Source organism: Actinomycetota bacterium (assembly GCA_004297305.1).
In the GTDB taxonomy this organism is placed as follows: domain Bacteria; phylum Actinomycetota; class Actinomycetes; order S36-B12; family FW305-bin1; genus FW305-bin1.
Genome location: SCTR01000007.1, coordinates 157,094 through 180,500, shown reverse-complemented (window position 1 = coordinate 180,500; position 23,407 = coordinate 157,094). Strand labels below are relative to the sequence as shown.

General features: G+C 69.9%; 22 protein-coding genes, 4 tRNA genes and 2 pseudogenes. 14 read left to right on the top strand and 14 right to left on the bottom strand.

The window, feature by feature from the left end:
• Positions 1–6 precede the first annotated feature (6 nt).
• Together EPO13_06495 and EPO13_06490 are read right to left on the bottom strand one after the other, a co-directional pair.
• Positions 7–912: a phosphatidylinositol mannoside acyltransferase gene (locus tag EPO13_06495; protein TAK69754.1), complete on the bottom strand. Its 906-nt coding sequence runs from the start codon at positions 910–912 to the stop codon at positions 7–9.
• 32 nt (positions 913–944) lie between these two features.
• Positions 945–1,571, bottom strand: a complete 627-nt coding sequence (locus EPO13_06490; protein ID TAK69517.1) for a CDP-alcohol phosphatidyltransferase family protein — start codon at positions 1,569–1,571, stop codon at positions 945–947.
• A 156-nt stretch (positions 1,572–1,727) separates the two neighbouring features.
• Between EPO13_06490 and EPO13_06485 the strand changes: the two genes are divergently transcribed.
• Positions 1,728–3,878: an elongation factor G-like protein EF-G2 gene (locus EPO13_06485; GenBank protein TAK69516.1), complete on the top strand. Its 2,151-nt coding sequence runs from the start codon at positions 1,728–1,730 to the stop codon at positions 3,876–3,878.
• 82 nt (positions 3,879–3,960) lie between these two features.
• Here the strand turns inward: EPO13_06485 and EPO13_06480 are convergent, their stop codons facing one another.
• From EPO13_06480 to EPO13_06470, 3 genes are all read right to left on the bottom strand, one after another.
• Positions 3,961–4,518 carry an HIT domain-containing protein gene (locus tag EPO13_06480; GenBank protein TAK69753.1) on the bottom strand — a complete coding sequence of 186 codons (558 nt, stop codon included), beginning with the start codon at positions 4,516–4,518 and terminating at the stop codon, positions 3,961–3,963.
• Between the two features lie 76 nt (positions 4,519–4,594).
• Complete coding sequence (locus tag EPO13_06475; GenBank protein ID TAK69515.1) at positions 4,595–6,604, bottom strand: threonine--tRNA ligase; 2,010 nt, start codon at positions 6,602–6,604, stop codon at positions 4,595–4,597.
• Positions 6,605–6,830: 226 nt separating this feature from the next.
• Entirely contained in the window at positions 6,831–8,186 is a 1,356-nt protein-coding gene (locus EPO13_06470) for a glucose/sorbosone dehydrogenase-like protein (protein TAK69514.1), read from the bottom strand.
• 47 nt (positions 8,187–8,233) lie between these two features.
• Between EPO13_06470 and EPO13_06465 the strand changes: the two genes are divergently transcribed.
• A complete protein-coding gene (locus EPO13_06465) occupies positions 8,234–8,674 on the top strand; it encodes a DUF1810 domain-containing protein (protein ID TAK69513.1) in 441 nt (146 codons plus the stop codon).
• 78 nt (positions 8,675–8,752) lie between these two features.
• Here the strand turns inward: EPO13_06465 and EPO13_06460 are convergent, their stop codons facing one another.
• Positions 8,753–9,358, bottom strand: a complete 606-nt coding sequence (locus EPO13_06460) for a TetR/AcrR family transcriptional regulator (GenBank protein ID TAK69512.1) — start codon at positions 9,356–9,358, stop codon at positions 8,753–8,755.
• Positions 9,359–9,391: 33 nt separating this feature from the next.
• Here EPO13_06460 and EPO13_06455 point away from each other — a divergent pair, with 33 nt between their 5' ends.
• The 4 genes and pseudogenes from EPO13_06455 to EPO13_06440 all read left to right on the top strand — a co-directional run bounded on the left by EPO13_06455 (position 9,392) and on the right by EPO13_06440 (position 11,403).
• Positions 9,392–9,880, top strand: coding sequence for a cupin domain-containing protein (locus tag EPO13_06455; protein TAK69511.1), 489 nt, complete (start codon positions 9,392–9,394; stop codon positions 9,878–9,880).
• A 449-nt stretch (positions 9,881–10,329) separates the two neighbouring features.
• A pseudogene (locus tag EPO13_06450) lies at positions 10,330–10,441 on the top strand (site-specific integrase).
• 178 nt (positions 10,442–10,619) lie between these two features.
• The gene (locus EPO13_06445; GenBank protein TAK69510.1) at positions 10,620–11,006 is read left to right on the top strand and encodes a hypothetical protein; all 387 of its coding nucleotides are present in this window, start codon (positions 10,620–10,622) and stop codon (positions 11,004–11,006) included.
• Positions 11,007–11,034: 28 nt separating this feature from the next.
• On the top strand, positions 11,035–11,403 hold the full coding sequence (locus EPO13_06440) for an XRE family transcriptional regulator (GenBank protein ID TAK69509.1): 369 nt from the start codon (positions 11,035–11,037) through the stop codon (positions 11,401–11,403).
• 460 nt (positions 11,404–11,863) lie between these two features.
• Here the strand turns inward: EPO13_06440 and EPO13_06435 are convergent.
• From EPO13_06435 to EPO13_06420, 4 genes are all read right to left on the bottom strand, one after another.
• Positions 11,864–11,938 (bottom strand) — tRNA-Val (locus EPO13_06435).
• On the bottom strand, positions 11,929–12,306 hold the full coding sequence (locus EPO13_06430; protein TAK69508.1) for a hypothetical protein: 378 nt from the start codon (positions 12,304–12,306) through the stop codon (positions 11,929–11,931). The genes EPO13_06435 and EPO13_06430 overlap by 10 nt, the downstream gene beginning before the upstream one ends.
• A 138-nt stretch (positions 12,307–12,444) precedes the next feature.
• Positions 12,445–13,272 (bottom strand): 4-amino-4-deoxychorismate lyase, encoded by an 828-nt coding sequence (locus tag EPO13_06425; protein TAK69507.1) that lies wholly within the window; start codon positions 13,270–13,272, stop codon positions 12,445–12,447.
• Between the two features lie 79 nt (positions 13,273–13,351).
• Positions 13,352–14,587 carry an anthranilate synthase component I family protein gene (locus EPO13_06420; GenBank protein TAK69506.1) on the bottom strand — a complete coding sequence of 412 codons (1,236 nt, stop codon included), beginning with the start codon at positions 14,585–14,587 and terminating at the stop codon, positions 13,352–13,354.
• Here EPO13_06420 and EPO13_06415 point away from each other — a divergent pair.
• The 5 genes from EPO13_06415 (at position 14,561) to EPO13_06395 (ending at position 17,117) form a co-directional block, all read left to right on the top strand.
• Positions 14,561–14,633: transfer RNA gene (locus EPO13_06415), tRNA-Gly, on the top strand. The two genes, EPO13_06420 and EPO13_06415, sit on opposite strands and share 27 nt — an antisense overlap.
• A 25-nt stretch (positions 14,634–14,658) precedes the next feature.
• Positions 14,659–14,729, top strand: a tRNA-Cys gene (locus tag EPO13_06410).
• A 17-nt stretch (positions 14,730–14,746) separates the two neighbouring features.
• Positions 14,747–14,822 (top strand) — tRNA-Val (locus EPO13_06405).
• A 342-nt stretch (positions 14,823–15,164) separates the two neighbouring features.
• Complete coding sequence (locus tag EPO13_06400) at positions 15,165–16,013, top strand: SMP-30/gluconolactonase/LRE family protein (protein ID TAK69505.1); 849 nt, start codon at positions 15,165–15,167, stop codon at positions 16,011–16,013.
• 81 nt (positions 16,014–16,094) lie between these two features.
• Entirely contained in the window at positions 16,095–17,117 is a 1,023-nt protein-coding gene (locus EPO13_06395; GenBank protein ID TAK69504.1) for an aldo/keto reductase, read from the top strand.
• Between the two features lie 129 nt (positions 17,118–17,246).
• Here EPO13_06395 and zapE read toward each other — a convergent pair whose 3' ends face one another.
• Positions 17,247–18,239: a cell division protein ZapE gene (zapE, locus tag EPO13_06390; GenBank protein TAK69752.1), complete on the bottom strand. Its 993-nt coding sequence runs from the start codon at positions 18,237–18,239 to the stop codon at positions 17,247–17,249.
• Positions 18,240–18,330: 91 nt separating this feature from the next.
• Here zapE and EPO13_06385 point away from each other — a divergent pair, with 91 nt between their 5' ends.
• Both EPO13_06385 and EPO13_06380 read left to right on the top strand, forming a co-directional pair.
• Positions 18,331–19,092, top strand: a complete 762-nt coding sequence (locus EPO13_06385; GenBank protein TAK69503.1) for a pyrimidine reductase family protein — start codon at positions 18,331–18,333, stop codon at positions 19,090–19,092.
• Positions 19,092–20,216 carry an ATP-dependent DNA ligase gene (locus EPO13_06380; GenBank protein TAK69502.1) on the top strand — a complete coding sequence of 375 codons (1,125 nt, stop codon included), beginning with the start codon at positions 19,092–19,094 and terminating at the stop codon, positions 20,214–20,216. The genes EPO13_06385 and EPO13_06380 overlap by 1 nt, the downstream gene beginning before the upstream one ends.
• Positions 20,217–20,244: 28 nt before the next feature.
• Here the strand turns inward: EPO13_06380 and EPO13_06375 are convergent, their stop codons facing one another.
• Positions 20,245–20,565, bottom strand: coding sequence for a hypothetical protein (locus tag EPO13_06375; GenBank protein ID TAK69501.1), 321 nt, complete (start codon positions 20,563–20,565; stop codon positions 20,245–20,247).
• A gap of 292 nt (positions 20,566–20,857) precedes the next feature.
• Here EPO13_06375 and EPO13_06370 point away from each other — a divergent pair.
• A pseudogene (locus EPO13_06370) lies at positions 20,858–21,454 on the top strand (DedA family protein).
• Positions 21,455–21,791: 337 nt separating this feature from the next.
• Here EPO13_06370 and EPO13_06365 read toward each other — a convergent pair.
• Positions 21,792–22,181, bottom strand: a complete 390-nt coding sequence (locus tag EPO13_06365; protein ID TAK69500.1) for a DUF1232 domain-containing protein — start codon at positions 22,179–22,181, stop codon at positions 21,792–21,794.
• Positions 22,182–22,330: 149 nt separating this feature from the next.
• On the bottom strand, positions 22,331–23,407 hold the full coding sequence (locus EPO13_06360) for an ATP-dependent DNA ligase (GenBank protein ID TAK69499.1): 1,077 nt from the start codon (positions 23,405–23,407) through the stop codon (positions 22,331–22,333).

Sequence of the window (23,407 nt, the reverse complement as noted above, 5' to 3'; positions counted from 1 at the left end):
CCCACGTCACGTCGCAGTCCGAGACGCGAGGTCGTGCTGCCACAACGGTTGCATCATGTGCCAGTCGGCAGGGTGGGCGCTGATCCCCGCAGCGAACCGATCGGCCAGGTCCTGGGTCATCGCCGCCACTCGTGCCTGGCGGTCCGTCGCCGCCGGTACGGGCAGCCGATCCACGGCCAGGTGCAGCCGGGGGCCGTCGTACCACAGGTCCACGGAGTACAGCGGCGCGCCGGTCAGCCCGGCCAGGACGGCGGGACCCGCGGGCATCGTCGCTGCCTGCCCGAAGAACGTCACCGGCACGCCGTGACCGCCCAGATCGCGGTCGGCCAGCAGACACACCACGCCGCCGGCCTTCAGGTAGCCGGTCATGGCGCGGATCGTCGTCGGATCCCCCAGCGGCAGCGCGGTCATGCCGAGGGATCGCCGGTACGCCACGAACCTGTCGAACACGCGCTGCGGCCGCAACACCTCCGCCACCGTCATGAGACCGCCCCGCGACAAGCACAGCCACGCGCCCGCGAGGTCCCAGTTCGCCATGTGCGGCAATGCAAGCAGCGCGCCCTCACCGGAGTCGCGGAGGCGGTCCAGTTCTGCTGCCGTCGCGGGATCGGCGACGACGTGGTCGAGGATCTCCGCGGGCGTCCACGCCGGTAGCGCGAACGCCTGATACCAGTAACGCAGGTACGACCGCAGTCCGGCGCGGGACAACTCCCGCAGCTGCGCCGGCCCGGCAGTCGGCACGACGCGGGCCAGGTTCGCCTCGAGTTGGCCGACTGCGGGGCGACGCATCGCCCACGTCGCGTCGGCGATCCGATCGGCCACCCGATAGCCGGCGGTCTCGGGCAAGCGGCGTACCGCGCCCCAGCCCAGCGCGAAGCCGGCATCGGTCAACGCGTCCGCAGCCTGGCCCAGCACGCCCCGCACGGCGTCGGCGGTCGGTTGCCTCACGGATCGGCCGTCCCGTTGTCGCGGCCGACGAGCTGCCGCCGGACGACCACCATCCGCTGCGCGATCGTGATCACGGTGAGCACGGCGAGCACGTCCAGCGCCGCCGGCAACACATAGGGCACGCCGAGGCCGGCCAGGCCGGCTGCGACCAGCGCGACGATCAGCCGCTCCGCGCGTTCGGCAATGCCGACATCGGCTCGGGCGCCGACACTTTCGGCTCTCGCCTTCGCGTAGGGCACGACGGCTCCGCCGATCAGGCAGACCAGGGCGGCCGCGGTGGTCCACCAGTCCTGTTCCCGCACGAACCACACCAGCAGGCCGCCGAAGATGGCGCCGTCGCCGACACGGTCGAGGGTCGAATCCAGGAAGTTGCCCCACGGGCCGCTGCGTCCGGCCAGTCGCGCCATCGTGCCGTCGAGCAGGTCGGAGAAGACGAACACGCAGATCACCACGACACCGGGGAAGAACCTGCCCTGCGGGAAGAAGTACAGCGCCGCTGCCGCCGTACCGACCGTGCCCACCACGGTGACGGCGTCCGGCGAGACACGCAGCCGAAGCAGCCCCCGGGCGGCCGGCTCGATGACCCGCCCGACGACCCGGCGAGCCACGGGGTTGTTGAGCATCGGGTCCTCGTCGCAGCTGGTAGGACCGCGATCGTATCGACGCGTGGCGAGCGACCTGGGGATCTACGACGCCACCGGCGCGCGAGCCTTGCCGAAGCTGGCCGGCGGGAGCAAGGTGGTCCGACGGTGGCGGGCCGGCGGATCGCGGGAGGCACGATGGCCGACAAGGGTGTGGATCGCAGCGCCGGTGGCCGGGCAGCACCGGATCAGGCGCTGGTCCCGGACACTCCCGCCGCGATCCGCAACGTCGTCCTCGTCGGGCCCTCGGGTGCCGGCAAGACCACCCTGGTCGACCAGCTCCTGGTCGCCGCCGGCGTGCTGGGGCGGCCGGGTCGGGTCGAGGACGGGACGACGGTGAGTGACGCCGACCCGGCCGAGGTACGGCAGCGCCGCTCGGTGTCGCTGTCGCTGGTCCCGCTGCCGTACGCCGGGATCAAGGTCAACGTCCTCGACACTCCGGGGTACGCGGACTTCGTCGGCGATCTGCGCGCCGGACTACGGGCCGCCGATGCGGCACTGTTCGTCATCTCGGCCGTCGACGGCGTCGACGCGGCCACCCAGGTGCTGTGGGAGGAGTGCGCGGCCGTCGGGATGCCGCGCGCGGTCGTGGTCACCAAGGTGGATCGCGAGCGGGGCGACTTCGACGAGCTGGTCGCGATCTGCCAGCGGGTATTCGGGGCCGGCGTCGCTCCCCTCTACCTGCCGCTGCACGGCGACGACGGCGCAGTGGCCGGCCTCGTCGGCCTCCTGAGCCGGCAGGTGTACGACTACTCCGGCGCCGGCCGCGTCGTCCGCGATGCCGATCCCGAGCACGTCGCCCTCATCGACGGCCTGCGCAGCAGCCTGATCGAGGGAATCATCACCGAGTCCGAGGACGAGACCCTCATGGACCGGTTCCTGGCCGGCGAGGACGTCGAGGTCGACACCCTGGTGGCCGACCTGGAGAAGGCGGTGGCTCGCGGGCATTTCTTCCCGGTCCTGCCCAGTGCGATCACGCCGGCCGGATTCGGCGCGCTCGAGCTGCTCGAGGTGATCGTCCGCGGCTTTCCCACGCCGTTGGAGCATCCCCTGCCGGCCGTCACCACTCCGGCTGGTGATCCCGCGGAGCCGTTGTCCTGCGATCCCGACGGGCCGTTGTGTGCCGAAGTGGTGAAGACGACGTCGGATCCGTACGTCGGGCGGCTGTCGTTGGTGCGGGTGTTCAGCGGCAGCCTGCGGCCCGACGCCACCGTGCACGTCTCCGGTCACGGCGTCGCCGAGCGGATCCACGACGTGGACGAACGGGTCGGCGGGCTGAGCGTGCCGGTCGGCCGGAACTCGGCCACCGTGCCGGTCGCGATCGCCGGCGATGTCGTCGCGGTCGCCAGACTGACGCACGCGGAGACCGCGGACACCCTGTCGGACAAGGGATCACCGCTGCTCGTCGAGCCCTGGCTGCTCCCCGAGCCGTTGTTGCCGGTGGCGATCGTGGCGCATTCGAAGTCCGACGACGACAAGCTCGGGACAGCGCTGGGCCGACTTGTCGCGGAAGATCCGACGCTGCAGCTGCAGCGCAACTCCGAGACCGGCCAACTGGTGCTGTGGTGCCTCGGCGAGGCACACGTCGACGTCGTCCTGGACCGGTTGCGCAGCCGGTACGGCGTCGCGGTCGACTCCGTACCGTTGCGAGTCGCACTGCGGGAGACGTTCGCCGGTCCCGGCAAAGGCCATGGGCGGCTGGTGAAGCAGTCCGGTGGGCACGGCCAGTACGCCGTATGTGACATCGAAGTCGAGCCGTTGCCTCCGGGCAGCGGCTTCGAGTTCGTCGACCGGGTCGTGGGTGGCGCCGTACCACGGCAGTTCATCCCCAGCGTCGAGAAGGGGGTACGAAGCCAACTGCAGCACGGCGTCGTCGCCGGGTATCCGGTGGTGGACATCCGGGTCACCCTGGTCGACGGCAAGGCGCACTCGGTCGATTCGTCGGACATGGCCTTCCAGACGGCGGGAGCCCTGGCACTGAAGGACGCCGCCGCCACGTCACAGGTCTGCCTGCTGGAGCCCGTCGACGCAGTTCACATCGTCGTGGCCGACGAATATCTCGGTTCGGTGATGAGTGATCTGTCGAGCCGGCGCGGGAAGGTAGCCGGTACCGAACCCGCGGGCAGTGGCCGGACGCAGGTGCGAGCCGAGGTGCCGGAACTGGAACTCACCCGGTATCCGATCGACCTGCGGTCGTTGTCGCACGGCACGGCGACGTTCACCCGGCATTACCTCGGCCACGAGCCGCTGCCGCCCAGCCTCGCGGCCAAACTCACCGCCCCCCACTGACCCCGTCCCGGCAGTACCCCTCTCCCGCAAGACCTCTCCGCGCGGCGCACCGTCGTACCGGCGATGCCACCGCAAGGGGTCGCTAACGGTCCGACGTTGTGGACCTGTGCGGTGGCACGGCGGTCGCCGGCCACGCCTCGGCCAGCAGGGATCGGGTCTCGCTCAACACCTGCGCCATGACCTTCGTCCGGCCGATGATCGGCATGAAGTTCCCGTCACCGGCGTATCGCGGTACGACGTGCTGATGCAGGTGGCCGGCGATTCCGGCGCCGGCGATGCTGCCCTGGTTCATGCCGATGTTGAAGCCCGCGACACCGGCGACCTCACCAAGCACGCGCATGGCCGTCTGGGTCAGCCCCCCGATCTCGAGCACCTCGTCGTCGGTCAGGTCCGGATAGAGCCCGACGTGCCGGTAGGGACAGACCAGCAGGTGTCCGGAGTTGTACGGGAACAGGTTCAACAGGACGTAGGCCGACTCCCCCCGGGCGACGATCAGACCGTCGGCGTCGGGCCCGGGCACCACCCGGCAGAACGGGCACTCGTCGCCCTCGCCGTCGTGCCGGGGCCGGCTCTCGCCACGCAGGTACGGCATCCGGTGCGGCGTCCAGAGCCGCTCCCAGCGGTCCCGCAGCGGACCCATCCCCCGGGCGTCGATCGGCTCGTCCTCGATCGCCCGGGGTTCGGCCGGGTCGCCCGACACGGTGGGGTCTGCCACGTCAGACCTGGATGCGCCGGGCGATCGCGTCGGCGATCACACCGATCGCCTCGTCGACGGGGACACCGTTGCGTTGTTCGCCGGAGCGGAACCGGAAGGACACCGCACCGGCCGCGATGTCGTCGTCGCCGGCCAGCAGCATGAATGGGACCTTCTGCTGCTGCGCGGTCCGGATCTTCTTCTGCATCCGGTCGTCCCCGGCATCGACCTCGACCCGGACGCCCGCGGCGCGCAACCGGGCCGCGACGTCGAGCAGATACGAGGTGTGCGCGTCGGAGATCGGAATGCCGACGACCTGCACCGGAGCCAGCCAGGGCGGGAACGCGCCGGCATAGTGTTCGAGCAGGACCCCGAAGAAACGTTCGATCGACCCGAACAGGGCGCGGTGGATCATCACCGGCTGCTGCCGGGTGCCGTCGGCAGCCTGATACTCCAGGTCGAATCGGCCAGGCTCCATCAAGTCGACCTGGATCGTGGACATCTGCCAGGTCCGGCCGATGGCGTCGCGCGCCTGCACCGAGATCTTGGGCGCGTAGAACGCGGCCCCACCCTCGTCGAGGACGAGTTCGAGATTCTGCTTCTCCGCCGCGCGGCGCAGCGCGGCGGTCGCCTCCGCCCAGTCGGAGTCCGAGCCGATGCTCTTGTCCGGGTCGCGCGTGGACAGTTCCAGGTAGAAGTCGTCCAGACCGTAGTCGCGCAACAGATCCAGCACGAACGACAGCAGCGAGTCCAGCTCGTCGGCCATCTGGTCACGGGTGCAGTAGATGTGCGAGTCGTCCTGGGTGAAGCCGCGCGCCCTCGTCAGGCCTTGGACCACACCGGACTTCTCGTACCGGTACACCGTGCCGAACTCGAACAGCCGTAGCGGAAGTTCGCGGTACGAGCGACCGCGGGAGGCGTAGATGAGGTTGTGCATCGGGCAGTTCATGGGCTTCAGGTAGTACTGCTGGGCTGCCCGACGTACCGTCCCGTCGCTGTGGTGCTCTGCGTCCAGTTCCATCGGCGGGTACATCCCGTCGGCGTACCAGTCGAGGTGCCCCGACGTCTGGAACAGCGCCGCCTTGGTCACATGGGGGGTGTAGACGAACTCGTATCCGGCGGCCTCGTGTCGGGCGCGGGAGTAGTCCTCCATTGCCCGCCGTACGACGCCGCCGCGGGGATGGAACACCGGCAACCCCGAGCCGATCTCGTCGGGAAAACTGAAGAGATCGAGTTCCGCGCCGAGCCGCCGGTGGTCGCGGCGCGCCGCCTCGGCAAGGAACGTCAGGTAGTCCTTGAGGTCGTCCTTGCTCGCCCAGGCCGTGCCGTAGATCCGCTGCAGCTGCGGATTCTTCTCGTCACCGCGCCAGTACGCCGCTGCGGTCCGCATGAGCTTGAACGCGTTCTGCGGGATGGCCCGAGTCGTGGGCACGTGCGGGCCGCGGCACAGGTCGCACCACACCCGGTCACCGGACCGGGCATCGAGGTTGTCGTAGATGGTCAACTCCGCGCCGCCCACCTCCATGATGTCCTCGCCGACCGACCCACTCTTGAGCCCGACCAGTTCCAGCTTGAAGGGCTCGGCGGCGAGCTCGGCACGGGCCTCGTCCTCCGTCACGACCCGCCGGGCGAAGCGCTGACCGCTCTTGATGATCTCGATCATGCGCTTCTCGAGCGTCACGAGGTCGTCGGCGGTGAACGGGTCGTCGACGGCGAAGTCGTAGTAGAAGCCGTTCTCCACCGGCGGGCCGATACCGAGCCGGGCAGCGGGGAAGACGTCCTGCACCGCCTGCGCGAGGACGTGCGCCGTCGAGTGACGCAGCACCATGAGGCCGAGCGGCGAGGACGCGGTCACCGGCTCGACGACAGCACCGTCGGACAGCACCTGGTCGAGGTCACGCAACTGCCCGTCCACCAGGGCAACGACGACCGATTTGTCGCCGCCGAGTACGTCGGCCGCTGTCGTCCCCTCGGCCACCGTCCGCTGTTCGCCGCCGTCGGCCGGACCCACGGTGATCGTCAGCTCGGCCACGCCACGCTCCTGTCGCACCAGTCGTCACCGGGCGTCGGCCCGGTCCGTCGGATGCTATCGAGCGGCTCCCGACGGGCCCGCGCCGTTGTCGGTCCGCGCCGTTGTCGGTCCGCACTGTCCTCGGGTGCTGCGCCGTCGTCGGCCCTGCGCCCGTTCTCGGCGTTCCTATGCCGTTGCAGCCCGGAGGCTCGGCTGCCCGCGTTGGCTGGCCGCGTGGCTGGTCGCCTCAGCCGGTCGTGAAGCCCACCGACATCAGTCGTCCGTCGTACGTCACCGCCACCAGCTCCCCGGTCTCGGTCTGGCCGAACGCCGTGACACCCGGGGTCGACGCGCTGGTGGCGCTCGTGCCGTCTCGGACCAGCAACGCCGTTCCGGTGGCCCAGTCCACCGAGACGTAGGTACCCGCGGCGACCGCCGCATACGCCGCGCCCCAGTAGACGTACCCGCCGGTCAGCGATTGTCCGCCTGTGCTCCTGGTACAGCCGGCAACGGCACCCGGGTGACATAGCGTCGCCACCGGAGCGAGGCTGGCCACGCCCGGCCGGCAATGGCCCGCGTCGTACGCCGCGTCACCTTCCCGACACGACCAGCCCAGGTCGGCACCACCCTGCGACGGGCGGACGCGATCGACTTCCTCCCAACGGTTCTGGCCCACGTCGGCGATCCACAGATCGCCGGTGGTGGCGTCGAAGGAGAACCGCCACGGGTTTCGCAACCCGGTCAACCAGATCTGCTTCTTCATTCCCGGTCGCCCGAGGAAGGGATTCGACGGCGGAATGCAGTAGGCCTTGCGGTGGCAGGAGTGCGTGACGTCGAGCCGAAGCAGCTTGCCCGACAGCGATCGGGGGTTCTGGGCGTTGTTGCGCGGATCCCCGGCGCCGCCTCCGTCGCCGGTACCGAGGTAGAGGTATCCGTCCGGACCGAACGCGAGGTCGCCCCCGTTGTGGTTGTCATACGCCGGATGTTTGACCACGAGCACCACCGTCAGGCTTGACCGTCGCGGCAGTGCCCGGTACGACGTCGCACGTACCCGGGCCAGTACCAGGGCGCCGTCGCCGCGGGTGTAGGTGACCCATAGCCGGGGCTTGCGCGAGAACTGCGGATCCACCGCCAGGCCGAGCAGACCCTGCTCGTTGCCGGCCGCATTCACGACCCGACGCAGGTCCAGATAGGGGCGGGAACGCAATTTGCCGTGGCGGATCAGCCGCACCGTGCCGCGTCGCTCAGCGACCAACAGCCGCCCGGTCCCGTCCGCGGTCGCCACGACATCGGTCGGCTGCCGTAACCCACCTCGCACCGGAGTGAAGGTGAGTCGCAGATCGGCGACGGGGAGGACGGCGGGGGCCGCCAGGGCACGCGCCGCGGCAGCGGCCACCGGCTCCGCCCCGGGTACGGCGTCCGTCGTCGCTGCCCTGGCCGTCGTCGCTGCCGTGACCGTCGTCGCCGTAGTGCCTGTTGTGGGTGCAGCGGCTGCGGTCATGGCGGCGGCGGTCGCCGATGCGGTCGGCGCCGGCGAGAGCCCGGTGAGAAGAATCGTCGCGCCGGTCACTGCCAGGACGATGCGTGAGCTGGCCGCCGTCATGCGCCTATTGTCGGCACAACTGCCGCCGTCGCAGCTCGGAGCAACCGTTGACCGACGACCCGGACGATCTGCAGCGATTCCTGCGGGCGCAAGACGCCGACGCGACCTACGTCCGTGCGCTCGCGGAACTACGCAGTGGACGCAAGCGCAGTCATTGGATGTGGTTCGTGCTGCCACAACTCGCCGGGCTCGGCCGTAGTCCTACGGCTGTCGCCTACGGCATCGGGTCGCTGAGCCAGGCGCGCGCGTACGCCGATCATCCCGTCCTCGGGAATCGGCTGCGCGAGTGTGCGACTGCCTTGCTCGACCTGGACACCGACGACGCCGAGGCCGTGCTCGGGCCGGTCGACGCGCTGAAACTGCGTTCGTCGATGACCCTGTTCGCCCGGGCTGTACCGACGGATCACACGTTCGACTCGGTGCTGCGCAAGTACTTCGGCGGCGTACCGGACCCGGCGACCGACCGACTGCTGGCCGCAGGCCGTTGAGCCGTAGGAACCTCCCCCACCGTCACCATCGCATCGAGCTGTTCCGCTCCGAATCCCGCTGAATCAGGGCGCGGTGCGTCACGGCGGCGGCGCTTCGAGGGCCCTCTTGACGAGTGCGTCGACCATCCACTGCTGGAGGGCACTGACCCGTGCGGGCGGGAGTCCGGCGATGTCGGTCAGCCAGACGCGGGTCTCGATGCCACACGCGGCGCGCAGTGCCAACGCAAGCCGGTGGACGCCGTCCTCGCCGATCGACTCTGTCATGGGCGCCAGCGCCTCGACGAACCAGGGAATGACGCGGCCCTGGCGCAGCGGCAGTTCGTGCGGCGTCTCTCCCAACGAGAGGCGCAGCATCGCCCGCTGCTGGGGTTCCGTGTCCTGCACGAGATCGATGACGAACCTGGCAACGGCGGCCACGCGTTCGTCCAGGGCCGCCGGCGGCGGGTCGGGAAGGACTGACGCTGCCCCTGTCTCCGGGAAGGCCGCGACGAGAAGTTCGGCCCGTGACGCGAAGTAGCGGTAGGCGGTGGGGCGAGAGATCCCGGCGGCCTCGGCGACCTCCTCGACAGTGGGCGTGTCGCCCGCATTGATCAGCTCTCGCGCCGCAGCGAGCAGTTGGTCGCGGGTGCGCTGCTTCTGTCGCTTGCGACCCGACTCGAGGTAGTCCGTTGACATGGGGTTCATGATATGTCAGTCTCGTCGTGAGATGTTAGTCTCATGGGAGACTGGAGTTGTCAGATGACTGAAACGACACTTGCCCCGGTGATCCAACGGTCAGGCGAGGGCGAGAAGCGATGGTTCTTCGGCGGCGGAGTCTTCACGTGGAAACTCAGCCGCGCCAACAACGACATCAGCCTGATCGAAATCGACATGGTCGAGGGAAAGTCGACCCCGATTCACACCCACCCGGTCTCGGAGTCGATGTGGGTGCTCGACGGACGAATTCAGTACCGCATCAACGACGACGAACACGAGCTCGGCACCGGCGACTTCGTCATGGTTCCCGCGGGGGTGCCTCACGCCTTCACCGTCAAGAGCGCAACGGCCAAGGTGCTCGGCATCCAGCCAACCTGCGAGTGCGAGACCTTCTACCGCGGCGCCAGCGAGCCATTCGAAGGTTCGACCTGCATCGTGGACTTCGCCAGGATCGCACTCAGCGCTCAGCAAAACGGTGGCATCACCCTGGTCGGACCCCCACCCTTCTAGGAAGGGTTGCCGTCCGCCAGCCGATCCTGGCCAAGCTCATCCATGGCTGGGGCGTCCGGGCCGGTTATATGAACCGCGGCACGCTGCTCGGCGCCGGATCACGTTCTCTGGTAGGCGATATGGGTTTGAGTCAGTATGCGCAGGTCCATGGCGCTACTACACGAGATCACAGAACTCTCAGGTCGAGTGGCGGCGTCAGGCACCAGTGGCGCCTGACAGATAAGACCAGTCTTGCCAGATGAAGTCTGTCTAATTCCCGCGGCAGCGCAACTAGCGGGAACGCTGGAGCGTAAGCGTCCCTGAACCTGCCGGACGCTACAAACACTGATGGCGCTGCTCGCTGCCTGGTGTCCGCTGCGGTTCGGTGGGCTCGCCGAGCTGCCTTGCTTCTTCCCCTCCCGCCGGGGGGCGGACATAGCGCCTCGACCCCCATGGATGTCCCACCTGGCCGTGCCGAGGCCAGCCGCGACGACCCGCGCTGGCACGACCTTCGCCACCGGCGCGGCCCCCGCGGCCCAGACAGGCGCGACGCTTGCAGAGCCCATGGACCGACTGGGCAACACCCGGGTGGAGCCATGCGCCACCAGCGCGCCGCTGCCGACTGCGATACCGAGATTGGCAAGCGGCTCTCGGCGCCGGTGTCGGAGGTCGATGGGAAGGTCGACCCGTGACCGAGCCCGGGGCTTGGACGGCGGAGTTCTACGAGGACGACGCAGGACGTCGTCCGGTCGAGCTCTGGATGGACTCGCTGACGCCGGCCGAGTTTGCGGCGCTCGGAGCTGGCATCGTCCGGTTTCTGGAGATTCATGGAATCGAGCTGGGATCGACCCCGTGGCTGAAGGCTCTTGGTGAGGGCCTTCACGAGTTCAGAGTGAGACACGACGCGGCCACCATCAAGAGGCTCGCTGGCCATGAACGGGATGAGGGGCTGCCGACGCAGAAGAAGATCCTGCTGCGACTCTTCGTCCACTTCTACGGAGACAGGGCGATCTTGCTTCTGCACGGCTACGACAAAGGTGGAGACGACAGCCAGCGCCAGCAGAACAGAGAGATCCGGGAAGCTCGGAAGCGCTTGACGGCCTGGAGGGCCGCCGAGGCGAATCGTGCGAAGCGCCAGAAAGGTTAGCAAGTTGTCTGTATGTGGCTTTCCACATATGCTGTCGGAGTCGACCTTGAGACGAGGAGCGATGGCCAAGACATTCAGCGAGTACGCGCGGGCGCGCGAAGCGGCTCTGACGCCGGCCGAACAGGACATCGTGCGTGCCTTCGACCAGGCCGCAGCATTCGGCTCGGTGATCCTCGGCGCGCGCAAGGCGCGTGGGCTCCGTCAGTCGGACCTGGCTGAACTCTCGGGAGTGACGCAGGCTGACATCAGCCGGATCGAGCGTGGTCAGGTAGCCCCGACCACGCAGACCCTGCTGAAGCTCACGACAGCACTGAGCGTGGAGATCCAGTTCGTGCTGACCGAGGACAGTGGCGCCCCGGCCGAGTCGATCAGTCTCCACGTTCCAGTTGCTGGCTAACAAACATGAGCGACCGCCATTGCTGAGGTCGGGTCCGCTCCGCTTTCTCACGCGGGGACGTCAAGCGGCAACCTGGGACGTCACGTGGAATCCCCGGCATATCCCGCACTCGTACGATCGGACAGCGCCGTGTGAGGTGTCGACTCCGTCGACGTCTGCTCGAGCGCGGGCGGTTGACGCGAAGCGGAGGAAGCGCACGGCATCCTCGTGGTCCTTGAACCGCACCTTCTTGGTCACGCAGTCACGCTTGCGACGACCTCGCCCAGCACTCATCACGACCCCGCTCACTCAAACTCGCCCCGGCTCGCTGCCATCTCGTGGAGGCTGCCACGGACGTCCGACACCTTCCGGCCTCGGCAGTCGCGGAACGAGGCTGACCGCCCGCGGTCGGACCGCGATGAGGGTCGAGGGCGGCCGACCGAGTCGAGGCCGTCGAAGGGCCCGCTGATCTACGGCTTTCTGGTGGGCGATACTGGGTTTGAACCAGTGACCCCTCGCGTGTGAAGCGAGTGCTCTACCACTGAGCTAATCGCCCGAGGGCTCCCCGCCCGCGGCGCGCGAGCCTACCGCATCGGCGACGTCGGCCGCCGGGGCCTCACGGGGGCGTTCGATTCGCAGGCGTCGCTGCCGGAGCAGGTCGTCGCCCGGGCTCGGCGCGGTGACCACGAGCATTCCCTGCCGGTCCTGCTCCTGGCGGTAGCGGGCCAGCCCGGGGTCGAACAGTTCGAAACCGGCCAACGCACCGGACATCGCCGACCCGCCCGCGCCGGCTGACAGGCGCAGCAGGAAGGTCCCGCGGGGCGACGGCGCATCCGGCGCGGCCTCGTCGATCCCGGGGTCGTGCGCGTCGGAGCCGTCCAGACCTGTCCGCTCCGGCTCGGTCCGGTTGCGCTTGCCCCGCATCGCGCCAGGTTACGGCCCCTCAGCCGATTCGGTGAGGAGTCGGCGCGGCCTCCCGGAGCGGTTCGCTCAGGAGGCGGCGTCGCCAGCCGACGCCTGGTCCGTCAGGGGTCTGTGCAAGGAATGCCGACACCTGGTGCGTCAGGGATCCGCGTCGGCGGCCGATCGCACCGCGAACAGCTCGGCCACGGCCGCGGTGACCGGCCCGGGCGCGCGCAATGGTCGGCCATCGACGACGTGAACGGGCTGGACATCCCGCGTGCTCGAGGTGAGGAAGACCTCGTCGGCCTCGCCCAACGCCGCCAGCGGCAGATCGGCCTCCTCGACCTCCGCCCACTCGACCACCAGGGCGCGAGTGATCCCGGCCAGCGCTCCGCTGGCGAGGGTCGGCGTCAGAAGCCGGCCGCCGGAGACCACGAACACGTTCGATCCGGTCCCCTCGCACAGCTGCCCCTGAGTGTTGGCCAGGAGCGCTTCGCTGGCGCCCTGCGCCTGCGCGCGGGCCAGCGCGACGACGTTCTCGGCGTACGACGTGGCCTTGAGCCCGGCGAGTGCGCCGCGCTCGTTGCGGGTCCACGGCACCGTCACCACCGCAGCAGTCGGGGGCCAGGGCTGCAGCGGAGCGGTCGCGACGACGAGCGTCGGTGCCCACCCGCCCCGCTCCGAACCCAGCGGTCCGGCGCCGGCGGTCCACGTGATCCGCAACCTGCCCAGCGCACCCAGGGCGGCAACGTTGGCCTGCACGGTCATGGCGACCGCGTCGCGGATGATCGACTCCGGCGGCGGCGGCAGGTCCAGGCCCCGGGCCGAATGCCCGAGCCGGGCGAGGTGCCGGGTGAGTGCGAAAGGCGTGCCGGAGACCACCTTCAGGGTCTCGAAGACCCCGTCCGCCACGGTGAACCCGTGGTCCAGGACGGACACGCGCGCCTCGGCGTCGTCGAGGAGACGGTCGCCGACCCAGATCTTCACTGGCCCACCCTGTCATCGCACCCGACGCCATCGCTCACGACGTCATCGCTGACGACGCCTCGCTGCGGACGCCCGCCGTTCAGCACGGCGCCGCGCCGGCGGAGGCCAGTCGCACCAGCCGCTCGGCCTTCAGCTTCGTCTCGTCCCACTCGCGACCCGGGTCGCTCGCCCAGGTGATGCCGGCCCCGGTCCCGAACCGGACAGTTCCGTCGGCGAGCCAGAAGGTCCTGATCCCGACAGCCAGTTCGGCGGTACGCCGATCGGCGTCGACCCAGCCGAGCGCACCGCAGTACGGGCCTCGCCGGCTCGGTTCCAGTTCGGCGATCAGCTGCAGCGCAGTCGACTTGGGCGCACCACTGACCGAGCCCGGCGGGAAGGTGGCGGCGAAGATCTCCGGCCAGCCGATGCCGTCGGCGAGTTCGCCGCGCACGGTCGACACGAGGTGGACCAGCCCGGGATGCTGCTCGGTGCGCAGGAACGCTGGCACACTCACCGAACCGGTGACGCTGACTCGGGACAGGTCGTTGCGGACCAGGTCAACGATCATCAGGTTCTCGGCTTCGTCCTTCGCCGTGAGGTCGGCCGCCGTCCGGCCCGTGCCCTTGATCGGGCCCGACTCGACGACGTCACGCTGACGCCGGAGGAACAGTTCCGGCGACGCGCTCGCGACATGCACCCCCGCGGCCGGCAGCCGCAACATTCCGGAGAAGGGAGCGGGGTTGCCGGCTGTCAGGATCGCATGCAGCGCAGCGACATCGGCTTGCGCCGGATCGGGCAGGGCTGCCTCGACGACCCGGCAGACGTTGACCTGGTACACCACCCCGGCCGCGATCCGGTCGCGCACCGTGGCGACGGCAGCCCGGAAACCGGTCTCCCCCAGCGAGCTGCGCCAGCTTTCCCGGTCCGGTCCACGCCAGCCGGCCGCCACTGCGGCTGCTGGGGACGCCGGACGCCAATCAGCGAAACGAGCGCAGACGACGTCGCCCTCGAAGGTGACCAGGACCGCCCAGCGCCCAGTGCCGTCGAGGACGGACAGGTCGGTCGCCACGTCGACCAAGCCGGTGCCGAGCAGGCCGCTGAGGTACGCCACCGGCGGCAGCTCGGCGTACGGCGGACCGCCGACGATGCCCGTCATCACCCTCCCGCCCGGTCGATCCTGCTGCCTGCCGTCGCGGTGGATTCTGCCGGTGCCGGACGGGCCGCCGGGGGGCGCTGCGCTCCCTGGGCGCTTTGGATCGAGATCGCCCCGTGGGCTAGGGTGTCGCTTCGCACCGGACCTGGTGCGTGCGCGGACGTGGCTCAGCTGGTAGAGCATCACCTTGCCAAGGTGAGGGTCGCGGGTTCGAATCCCGTCGTCCGCTCGGATGGAGGCCCTCTGGGGCACCCGGTGGAGTGGCCGAGAGGCGAGGCAACGGCCTGCAAAGCCGTCTACACGGGTTCGAATCCCGTCTCCACCTCGGCTGCACGATGCCACGGGCGATTGGCGCAGGGGCTAGCGCGCTTCCTTGACACGGAAGAGGTCACAGGTTCAAATCCTGTATCGCCCACCACAAGGCTGCCGGCACGACGCCAGCAGCGCTTGACGCGGCCGGCCGCGACGAGCGATCCGGTGCTGCAGCTCGCACCCCGGCAGACTCGGGCGAACCGCGGATCGCCGTAGCGGCCCCGACCGGCACGCGGTTCGACTCCACTTCCAGTGCTGCGCGACCGCCCCGGCGCACCGCCCGGGTCGCTGACGAACACCGACGGTTGACGCGTTCGTCAGCGCGGTCCTACAGTAATAGTAAAGCTCGTTGAACTACCTCTCCACCGCAGCGGACGACCCGTTGGTGCGCTACCGCGCAGGGCCTCGCCCGCCGTGCCGACCCGTCGAGCCGATCGTGGGGGCCTGCATGCGAGCCGAGCCGATCACCGAGCCGATCACCGCGTTCGGCGAGAGCCCCGTGTGGGACGACGCCTGGGGTGGCTTGCGCTGGGTGGACATGTTCCGTGGCGACATCCTCTCCCTCGCTGCCGACGGCGCCGTACGGCGTCACCACGTCGACTCCCACGTCTCCACGCTGCGGCCGCGCCAAGGCGGCGGCACCGTCGTTGCCTGCGGGCGACGCCTGATGCTGCTGGACGCCACGGAAGGCACGCAGTTCAGCGAGACGTTGCCTGGCAACGAGGCGATGCTCCTCAACGACGGCGCGTGCGACCCGGAGGGCCGGTTCTACTGCGGTTCCTGGGTCAGTGGGCGGCGCGAGGCAGGGCACCTGTACCGCCTCGATCCCGATCGCTCGGTGCACGTCGTCCTGGAGAAGATCACCTCGTCCAACGGCCTCGACTGGAGTCCGGACGGCTCGCGCGCCTACTACGTCGACACCGGTACCCAGCGGGTCGACGTGTTCGACTACGACGCCGAGGGCGGGCTGCAGAACCGGCGCCCCTTCGTCACCATCGACCCGGGGCCGGATCGCATCGCCCCCGACGGGTTGTGCGTCGACGCCGAGGGCGGGGTGTGGGTGGCACTGATCCGCGGCGGTCGAGTGCAACGCCATACGCCCCGGGGCGACCTCGACGAGATCGTGGAGGTCGCCACGCCCCACGTCACGGCCTGCACGTTCGGCGGACCGCGGTTGGACCAGCTGTTCATCACCACGTATCGCCCGGCCGGCGCGGACGACCCGGGACCTGCCGGCGCCGTCTTCCAGGCTCCCGCCGGAGTGGCCGGGCAGCCGGTCCGGCCCTTTGCCGGCTAACGCGGGCCGCGCCGGCCGGCACCGAGACCACAGCGACACCAATGGATCCCGTCACTGCACCCGAGGGAATGAGAACTGGATATGAGATACCGCACTTTCGGCACCAGCGGCCTACGAGTTTCGGAACTGTTCCTCGGCGCGATGACGTTCGGCGAGAGCTGGGGCTGGGGTTCGCCGATCGAAGAGTGTCGGAAGGTCCTGGAGGTCTACCGGGAGGCCGGCGGCAACGTCATCGACACCGCCAACAAGTACACCAACGGCGAGAGCGAGCGGATCGTCGGCGAACTGCTCAGTGGCCAGCGCGACCAGCTCGTCGTGGCCACCAAGTACACGCTGTCCATCGACGGCGCCGACCCGAATGCGTCCGGAAACCATCGCAAGAGCCTGCGAACCTCCTTGGAACAGAGCCTTCGCCGCCTCAACACCGACTACGTCGACCTGCTGTGGGTGCACGTCTGGGATCCGCACACCCCGATCCACGAGACGATGCGCGCGCTCGACGACGCGGTCGCGGCCGGCAAGGTCCTGTACGTCGGCGTCTCGGACACTCCCGCCTGGGCCATCTCCCGTGCCAACACCATGGCCGAACTCCGCGGCTGGAGCCCGTTCGTGGCCGCACAGCTGCCATACAGCCTGGCGCAGCGCGACATCGAACGTGAGTTGCTGCCGATGGCCGAAGAACTCGGCCTGTCGGTCGCGGCCTGGTCCCCACTGGCGCGGGGCCTGCTGACCGGAAAGTTCACGCAGCACACGGCGACCGAACCCACCCGGATCGATCCGGCCCAGATCAGCGAGCGCGACCTCACGATCGCGCGGGCCCTCGACGCGGTCGCCGCCGAGCTGGGCGCCACGCCGTCCCAGGTGGCGCTGGCCTGGATCATGGCCCGCAAGCCGTTCATCCACCCGATTCTCGGCAGCCGCAGCGTCAGCCAACTCACCGACAACCTCGCTGCGGCCGAACTCCGGCTGCCCGCCGACGCCATGCGCCGGCTGGACGACGCGAGCGCGATTCCCCTGGGGTTCCCGCTGGAGTTCTTCGAGGCCACCCGAGAGTTCGCGTACGGGCCAGTGGTGCACCAGTTCGACTCCCGGCGTCCCGGCTGACCTCCGCACGAGCCTGCGCCCCCACTCGTCACCGCCACCGGTAACCCGGTAGCGTGGCCACGCGCCCCCGGTCGTGCCTCCCCCGTCGCGGCCGGGGGCGCCTTCACGCCGCCACGCTCCGGTGCCCCGCTAGCCCACCGATCCAGGGCCAGGGATGCGGCCGGTCGGCGCACTTGCGGCACTGTCACTCTGCCGGGCCAGGGCAACCAGCCGGGAGATCGCGCGGAAGTACTTCTTGCGATAGCCCCCGGCCAGCAGGTCCGGGGCGAAGACCTGATCGAGCGGCACACCGGACGTCACCACCGGAATGTCGCGGTCGTACAGCCGGTCGGCCAGCACGACCAGGCGCAGCGCGCGGGCCTGGTCGTGCACCGCGGACACCTCCAGCAGATGAGTCGCGGATACGCCCGCCACCAGGTGGCCGTACAGCGACGGGTGCACCCGTGCCAGGTGATCCAGCAAGTCGTCGAATCCATCCAACGACGCCGCCGGTCCCGCGGTCGCCCGTACGTCGGCGTCCGAGCTCGGCACCGGCGCCTGCGGCAGGCCCCGGTTGCGGTAGTCCGTCCCGTCCACGCGCACCGTGGTGAACCTCGCCGCCAGCCCCTGGATCTCGCGCAGGAAGTCCTCGGCAGCGAACCGGCCCTCGCCCAACCGATCGGGCAGCGTGTTCGAGGTGGCGGCCAGGCTGACGCCACGCTCGGCGAGCCGGGTGAGCAGCGTCGAGACCAGCACCGTGTCGCCGGGATCGTCCAGTTCGAACTCGTCGATACACAGCAGGCGGTACTGCGAGAACGCCTCGACCGCCTGGGCGAAGCCCATGCGCCCCACCAGGTTCGTCCAGCCGACGAAGGTGCCGAACGCCTTCGGGGCTGGCGCCTCACGCCACAACGCCGCGAGCAGGTGGGTCTTGCCGACACCGAAGCCGCCGTCCAGATAGACCCCCGAACTGGTCGGTGCAGCCTTGCCGCGGCCGCGCCACGATCGTCGGGGTATCGCAGCGGTGTGCAGCGTGGAAGCGAAGGAACGAAGGTGTTCCAGCGCCGCGGCTTGTGACGGGTAGGCAGCATCGGGCAGGTAGCTGTCGAAGGTCACCTCGCCGAACCGCGGCGGCGGGACCATTCCCCCGACCAGTTCGACCGTGGGGACCACCGGGTCGCGGTCGACGAGTCGCACAGGCACCCCGACAGGCTACGGCTGCCATGATCGGCCGGTGAGGATGCTGCTGCCCGCGCCGGCCGAGGACCTGGCCGACGCGGCAGTGGACGCGGTGTACGCCTGGCCCGCGGATCGACCGTGGCTGCGGGCGAACATGGTGGCCACCGTCGACGGTGCCGCGCGCGCCCCGGGCGGGCTGTCGCGCGGGATCTCCAGCAGGGCGGACAAGCGCCTCTTCGGGGCGCTGCGGGGACTGGCCGACGTCATCCTGGTCGGCGCGGGAACCGCGCGCGCCGAGTCGTACGGCGCGCCGTCGGTGCGGGAGCGGTACGCCGCAGCCCGGACGGCCGCCGGCCAGTCGGCCAGTCCCGCGTTGGCCGTGGTGAGCCGGTCGCTGGACTTCGACCCGGACGCACCGATGTTCACCGCTGCCGGGACTCGGACGATCGTGCTGACGGTGGCCGCCGCGGACCGGGCCCGCCAGCGTGCCCTGGCCGAGGTCGCCACGGTGATCGTGGCCGGCGACCGGACGGTCGACCTCGCGACTGGTCTGACCGCGCTCCACGAGCGGGGCCTGCGGCGGGTGCACTGCGAGGGCGGCCCGTGTCTGCTGGCCGAACTGGTCGCGGACGACCTGCTGGACGAGTTGTGCCTGTCGGTCTCACCGCTGCTGGCCGGCGGCGGGTACGCGGGTGGAGTCTCGACCGAGCGCATCCTCACCGGCTCGCCGCTGCCGGTCGCCCCGGCACCGTTGTCGCTGCGCTCCGTGCTGGAAGAAGACGGTTCCCTGTTCCTGCGCTACGGAAGGGCCTCGTGATGGAACTCCCCGTCATGCCGCCGATCGACCCGATGCTGGCCAAGCCCGCTGGCGACGAGGTGCCGGCTCCCGACGCGGTGGAGGGCGGCCTTGCGTACGAACCGAAATGGGATGGTTTCCGGGCCCTGATCTACCGCGACGGCGACGAGGTCCAGATCTGGGGCCGGGGCGGGAAGGATCTCACCTACTGCTTCCCGGAGGTCGTCGCGGCCGCCCTGGCGAACCTGCCGGAACGGGCAGTACTGGACGGCGAACTCGTGGTCGCCCACGACGGCCGGTTGTGGTTCGAGGAGTTGACCAATCGCATCCGGCCGCGGTCGGAGGCCGGCAAGTGGAAGATCGCGGAACTGGCCGAGCAATCACCGTGCGCCTACGTCGCCTTCGACGCGCTGGCCGTCGGCGAGCAAGCGCTGCTGGCCGAGCCCTACCGCACCCGGCGGGCAGCCCTGGAGCGTGCGCTGGCCGCCGCCCAGCCGCCGTTCTTCGTCACCCCGGTCACCGACGACCAATCCCTTGCCCGGGAATGGTTCTCCCACTTCGAGGGCGCGGGACTCGACGGCCTGGTGTGCAAGCCGTGGCAGTCGCCGTACACGCCGGGCAAGCGAACCCTGCTCAAGGTGAAGCACGCCCGCACCACCGACGTCGTCGTAGCGGGCTGGCGGGCACACAAGGAGCCGGACGCTGACGGTCAGCGTGTCGTCGGCTCGTTGCTACTCGGCCTGTACGACGAGCGCGGCACGCTGCACCACGTCGGCGTCGCCTCCTCGTTCAGCGCGGCGCGGCGAGCGGCGCTGCTGACGGAACTGGCGCCGTACGCCGTCGGCGACGCCGGGCTCGCCGGCCATCCGTGGGCCTCCTGGGCTGAGCAGGCGGCCCACCTGGGCAGCCGGCTCCCTGGCGGCGTGTCCCGCTGGACCGGGACGAAGGACTTGTCGTGGATCCCGCTGCGCGCCGAACTGGTGGCCGAAGTCGCCTACGACCACATGGAAGGTGACCGCTTCCGGCATGTGGCGCAGTTGGTCCGATGGCGACCCGACCGCGACCCGCAGTCGTGCACCTACGACCAACTCGACCGGCCGGTGCGGTTCGACCTCGGCGATGTCCTGCCCGGAGTACGCCGCTAGCCGAACGGATACCGAGCCGGCCGGATGCCTAGCCAGCCGGATGCGACCGCGAGCCAGCCGGATGCGACCGCGAGCCAGCCGGGGACGGGGCCGGCTCGCTGGCCGAGCCGCCGGCCGGGTCGGAACCGGCGTCGGCTACCAGGCGTTCGAGCACCCAGGTCGGGGCGTGGCCCAGGCTGACCTCGGCCGCTTCGAGTTCCTCCCAACTGAGCACGAACCGGTCGCCGGGGCTGACCTGCGACCAGAGCACCAGCCACGAGCCGATCGCCACCGTCCGCGTCATGCCCGAGGCGTCAGAGCACATCGCGGTGACCGCGCCGTCGACGGCGTGCACCTCGATCGTCCTCATCGTGACTCCCTGGGCTGCGGCTGGGCCGACCATGGCCATGGCACTACCGACAGTAACCCGCGAGCGGCCGTGGTCGCCCATCAGGCACGCAGCCGGATGATCACATCATTCAGCCGAACCTGAACGGCGCAATCCCGCCCGCGTCCGGCCGGCCGCGGCGCCTGACCCGTTGCCGGCCGCAGAACCGAGCGGCGCCGTATCTGTCCCGAGACTCGACCGGTCCGCCGTCGGCTGCGGCGATGCCGCCGCAGCGTCGCGCGACAGCGGCCGCGGTGACGTACGGTCTTTGGTCGTGGGCGGACTCGAACACTGGATCTTGGATCTGGCCTCGTCGCCCTGGGTCTACGTCATCCTGTTTCTGCTGGCGACGATCGACGGCTTCTTCCCGCCGTTGCCCAGCGAGTCGGTGATCATCGCGCTGGTCACGCTGTCGGTCTCGACCGGGGAACCCAAACTCGGCTACATCGGCATCGCCGCGGCCCTGGGCGCGTTCACCGGCGATCAGATCGCCTACACGATCGGGCACCGGATACAACCGCGCCGGCTTCGATTGTTCCGCAAGGGCAAGGGCAAGGCCGCGCTCGACTGGGCCGAGGACTCCGTCACCCGACGCGGCCCGGTCTTCATCATCGCCGCGCGCTACGTCCCGGTGGGACGGGTCGCGGTCAACATGACGGCGGGATCGATCCCGTATCCGCGACGTCGTTTCTCACTCCTGGTGGCGATCGCCGCGACCAGCTGGGCGGGATACTCGATGCTGCTCGGCATCGGCGCCGGCCGCTGGCTCGGGGACTATCCACTGATCGCCATCGTCGTCGGGGTCGCCGCGGGCCTCGTGCTGGGTTTGCTGATCGACCGGATCCTGCGCGCCGTCGGCGTCGACGGCCGCACCCGCGAACCTGCGGGCTCGACAGGCGGGACCGGCGATTCGGGGTCACAGTTGGCCGCGCAGCGCCACCCGGCCGCTGAGGACGAGGAGGAGGCGGACATGGATGGACGTGACGGCGACGCCGAGGGGCCCCGGACCGCGAGCGAGGAGCAGGACCTCGTCGGCGACGGCGGCGACCCCCAGGTCATCCCGACGACCACGCGCACCAATGAGGGCGAGACCGGCAAGGACGAGGTCGAACACGGCATCCAGGCGCCGCTGTCCCACCGCGGCGAGGACGGCCACGACCGTTAGGCGCCACCGCGGCTGAGGCGGCCCGCGGCAGCCGAGGCCATCGTCAGGCTCGACCCAGCAGCCGCTCCACGGTGGCGGGATTCGCTGGCCACGCCGCGACCAGGGTCGGGCGCGGTATGGCGCGAGCGGCGTACCGCAGGAGCAGGACGACCGCCACGACGTCGTCGAGCGGGCCGATCACCGGCAGGAACTCCGGGATCAGGTCGATCGGTGACAGCACCCACACGACCGCCAGCAACAACGCCACTCGGGCTCGCCGTGGGACAGCCGGGTCCCGCCGCAACCGGCGTGCGGTGGTGACGCAGGCCGGCAGGAACTCCGCCATGTCCCGCAGCAGACCGGCCGGCAGCCGGGTGGCAGACCATGCCAGCACCAGACAACTGACGGCCCACAGCAGGAACCCGGCAACGACCAGCCACAGCCACGTCGGCATGCCGACAACGGTAGGCGCAACCGGAGCGCACCGATCCTCGCGGGTGTTGTCGCCGCCGGCCTCGTCGCCGACAATGTCACGGCTGCTACCAGCAATGCCGAACCAGCCGGGATTTGCCAGGCAGTGCCAAGCAGTCAGCACCCGGTCAATCAGGCCGGGGAGTCCTTGTCACGCAACGTGTCCCGGCTCGGCTGCACGCGCTTCGGTTCGCCGGGCATCTTCGGATACTCGGGTGGATACGGCATATCTCCCAGGCCGTGGTCGCGTTCGTCCCGCTCGTACCACGCCAGCAGCGGACTCAGGTCGTGCTCGACATCGTCGATGGCAGCGTGCAGGTCGCCGACCTCCGCGAGCCGGCCGGGCACGGTGACGACGGTGAAGTCCCGCGGGTCGACTGCCGGCAGTTCCTCCCAGCGCAACGGCGTCGACACCGGTGCGTGCGGTTTCGCCCGGACGGAGAACGCCGACGCGATGGTGCGATCTCGCGCGTTCTGGTTGTAGTCGACGAACACCCGCGAGCCGCGCTGCTCCTTCCACCACAACGTGGTGACCTCCTGCGGCATCCGCCGTTCCAGTTCACGGCCGAACGCGATCGCGGCATGGCGTACGTCGGTGAACGTCCATCGCGGTTGCAGCCGGACGTAGACGTGCACGCCTCGCCCGCCGGAGGTCTTGGGGAACCCGATCCAGCCCAGGTCGTCCAGCACGGCCTTGGCCTCCTGGGCCACCCGCACCGCATCGCGGAAGTCGGTACCGGGCTGCGGATCGAAGTCCAGCCGCAACTCGTCGGGGTGATCGACGTCGGCTCGGCGTACCGGCCAGGGATGGAAGGTAATCGTGCCCAGATTCGCCGCCCACGCGATCACGGCCGGCTCGGTCGGACAGATCTCGTCGGCCGTCCGTCCCGAAGGAAACGCGATCGTCGCGGTCTGGACGTACGACGGCGCGCCCTGCGGAACGCGCTTCTGGTAGAAGGCATCCCCCTTCGTCCCGTCGCGTTGGGTCAAGGTGACGCCCTCGAGCACCCCGGTGGGCCACCGTTCGAGAGTCGTCGGACGCTCCCGCAAGCTGCGCAGCATGATCGGGGCGACGCCGGCGTAGTACTGCACGACGTCGACCTTGCTCAAGCCGACCTCGGGGAAGTACGGCCGGTCCGGGTTGGTCACCCGTACCGTGCGCCCGGCGACGTCCAACTCGACCGGAGCGCCCCACTTCGCGGTGGCCAC